The organism is Streptomyces sp. NPDC057474, assembly GCF_042802555.1.
Taxonomy (GTDB): Bacteria; Actinomycetota; Actinomycetes; order Streptomycetales; family Streptomycetaceae; genus Streptomyces.
The window spans coordinates 1-3437 of the sequence record NZ_JBHVDX010000437.1 but is presented as its reverse complement, the minus strand read 5'-3'; the positions used below and the strand labels follow the sequence as shown (position 1 = coordinate 3437).

Below are 3437 nucleotides of genomic sequence, written 5' to 3'. Positions count from 1 at the left end.
ACCAGCGAGGACGAGCAGGCGGTGTCGACCGTCACCGCCGGACCCTCCAGACCCAGCACGTACGACACCCGCCCCGACACCACACTCGCCGCGTTCCCCGTCCCCACATAACCGCCGAAGTCACCCTCCGACACACTCAACAACGCCGGATAGTCCTGACCGTTCGTCCCCGCGAACACACCCACCCGCGAACCCCGCAACGACCGAGGATCAACACCCGCCCGCTCCACCGCCTCCCAGCACACCTCCAACAACAACCGCTGCTGCGGATCCATCGCCAACGCCTCACGCGGCGACACCCCGAAAAACTCCGCATCAAAACCACCGACACCGGACAAGAAGCCACCACGACGGGTGTACGTCGGTGTGTCGGGGCCGGTGCTGTCCGAAGCGGCGAGGGCGGTGAGGTTTTCCCAGCCGCGGTCCGCAGGGAAGTCGCCGATGGCGTCCTCGCCTTGCAGGAGCAGGTCCCAGAACTGTTCGGGGGTTTCGACGCCGCCCGGGAAGCGGCAGCCCATGCCGATGATGGCGATGGGGTCGTCGGCGAGCGCGGCACTCTCGGAGCTGCGGGGCATGGTGGACGTGGTGGACGTGGACATGGGATCGTCGGCCCGCTCCGCAGGAGCCAGGCCGGCCAGGAGGAGATCCACGACGGCTTCGGGGGTGGGGTGGTCGAAGACGAGGGTCGCCGGCAGGGTGGTGCCGGTCGCGTGGGAGAGCGAGTTGCGCACTTCGAGGGCCGTCAGGGAATCGAGGCCCAGCTGTGTGAACGGGGTGTCGGGGCGGATCGGGGTCTCCGGCGCGTGTCCGAGCACGGCGGCCAGGGTGGTCCGTACGAGGTCGGCGACCGCGTCCCGCCGCCGGGACTCGGGCAGATGAGACAGGCCGAGCGGCGAGGCAGCGCCGGCGGCCGGCCGCGCCGCGGCCTCGCGCAGGGCCGGGCGGCCGGTCAGGGAACGCAGCAGCGGGGGCAGTCGGTCGGCGGCGCGGCGCAGTGCGGTGCGGTCCAGGCAGAGTGGAAGCGGGGTGCCCTCGGTGTGGGTCAGGGCACGGTCGAAGAGGACGAGAGCATCACCGGTGGGCAGGGCGTCCACGCCACTGCGGGCGGCACGCTTGCGCGTGGCGTCGGCGAGACCGCGGGTCATGGAGCTGTCGGTCTCCCACAGGCCCCAGGCGATGGACACCGCTGGGTGGCCGTCGGCGCGCAGGCGGGCGGCGTAGGCGTCGAGGAACGCGTTCGCGGCGACATAGTTGCCCTGTCCGGGACCGGAGAGCGTGGCGGCGGCCGAAGAGAACATGACGAACGCCGACAGACCCAGGTCGCGGGTGAGTTCGTGCAGGTTGACCGCCGCGTCGGCCTTGGGTCGCAGCACCCTGGCCAGGTGCACGGGGGTGAGGGAGGTGATGACGCCGTCGTCGAGGACTCCGGCGGCATGGACCACGGCGCCGATCGGATGCTTCGGCGGCAGGGCGTCGATGACGTCGGCAAGGGCCTCGCGGTCGGCGGCGTCACAGCTCACGATGGTGGTCCGAGCGCCGTGGGCGGCGAGTTCGTCGACCAGATCGGCGACACCTGGAGTCTGCGGACCGCGCCGGGTGACGAGAAGCAGATGGCGGACGCCGTGCCGGGTGACGAGATGACGGACGACGGCGGCACCCACCGCACCCGTGCCGCCGGTGACGAGGACGGTCCGGTCCGTGGGGAAGACCAGGGCAGCCGGGTGCGGTGGGGTGTCCCTCACTCGGTTGAGTGAAGGAGCGAACAACTGCCCATCGCGGAGGGCGAGTTCGTCGTGACCGCGCCGTACGGCGTCCGCGAGCTGGTCGTCGGTGGGGGTGACGTCGGTGTCGAGGAGCAGGAACCGCCCGGGGTTCTCCGATGCGGCGGACTTCAGTAGTCCCCGAACCGCCGCGGCCGACAGGTCGGTCACGGTCTCGCCGGCGTGTGCGGCCACCGCGCCCCGGGTGAGCACCAGGAGGCGGGAGCCGGCCGCGTGCGCGTCGGTGAGCCAGCGCCGGAGCAAGATGAGGGCACGCGCTGTGGCGTCATGGACGCCGGGCACGAGAGCGGTCTCCGGGTCGGACTCGGGCGTCTGCCAGGGGACGACGACCAGCTCGGCGTAAGGGGTGTCCGAGGCGGTCGAGGCGGCGGCGAGGAGGCCGTCGGGGCCGGTGTGGCGGGTCGTCGAGGCCGGTTCGGGGAGTGTGGGGGCGTCGGCCGGGATCCACGTGACCGTGTACAGGTCGCTGCCGCTTTTCCGTACGGTCCCGGGGAGTTGCTCCTGGTCGAACGGCAGGACGGCGACGGTTCGAGCGGTGAGTACGGGAGCGCCGGTGACGTCCAGGATGCGGAGCGCGGATTCCGTCGCCGAGCGCGGGACGACGTGCAGGCGGACCGCCGTGGCGGCACTCGCGTGGAGGGTGAGGCCGGACCAGGACACGAGGTGCGGAACGGGCCGGCCGAGCGCGCGGAGCGTCAGGAGGGCGCCGTCCAAAAGTGCGGGGTGCACGACGAACCCGGCCGCCTCGGCCGTCTTCGTCTCGGGGAGAACGGCCTCGGCGAACACCTCGTCGCCCAGACGCCACACGGATGTCACGACCCGCCCGGCCTCGTCCGCCGGGACTTCGAGGGCGTCGTACAGCTCGTCCGGGTCGACGGGCGTCGCGCCGGGCGGGGGCCAGGCCCCGACCTCGTCCGTGTCCGCAGCAGTGGGCTCGACAGGGCCCCCGGCCAGAATGCCGTGAGCGTGCCGGGTCCAGGGCCGGGCATCATCGGAGGGGCCGGCGTCCGGGTCGTAGGGGCGTGCGTACAGGGCGAAGGTCCGGCGTCGGTCGCCGTCCGCCGCTTCGGTGACGGTCTGCACCTCGGTCTCACCGGTCGCGGGGAGCCGCAGCGGCTCGTCGACATGCAGCTCGGTGAGGTGATGCGCTCCGAGGCTGCGTCCGGTGTGCAGGGCCAGATCGGTGAGGACGGACGGAGCCACGATGATGCCGCCGCCGGTGGCGAGGTCACCGAGCCAGGGCTGTGTGCGCCCGGACAGAAGCCCTGTCGCCACCACGGTGGTGGAGTCGGCGACGCCGATCCCGGAGGACAGCAGCGGGTGCTCCCCACGGTGTCCGAAACGGTCCGCCACCGGATCCAGCCAGTAGCGCTGCCGCTGGAACGGATAGGTAGGAAGCTCGACCAACTCGTGGGAGCCGGGCAGAAGAACGCCCCAGTCGACGGTCCTGCCCGTGGTGTGCAGCGCGGCCAGCGCGGCGATCACCGCCGGCGGTTCGTCGCGGTCCTTGCGCTGGGCGGGAACGAAGAGGAGGTTCGGCGCGTCGGGTACGCAGTTCTGGGCGAGGGCGGTGAGGGTGCCGTCGGGGCCGATCTCCAGGAAACGGGTCACCCCCTCGGCCGCCAGGACGCTCACACCGTCGGCGAAACGCACCCC

Annotated in this window: 1 protein-coding gene; it reads right to left on the bottom strand. The window is 72.1% G+C overall.

All coding sequences use genetic code 11. The features are described from left to right. Window positions 1-3437, bottom strand: a 3437-nt coding sequence (locus ACFU53_RS47355) for an SDR family NAD(P)-dependent oxidoreductase (RefSeq protein ID WP_384006661.1), incomplete at both ends; no start/stop codon positions are given.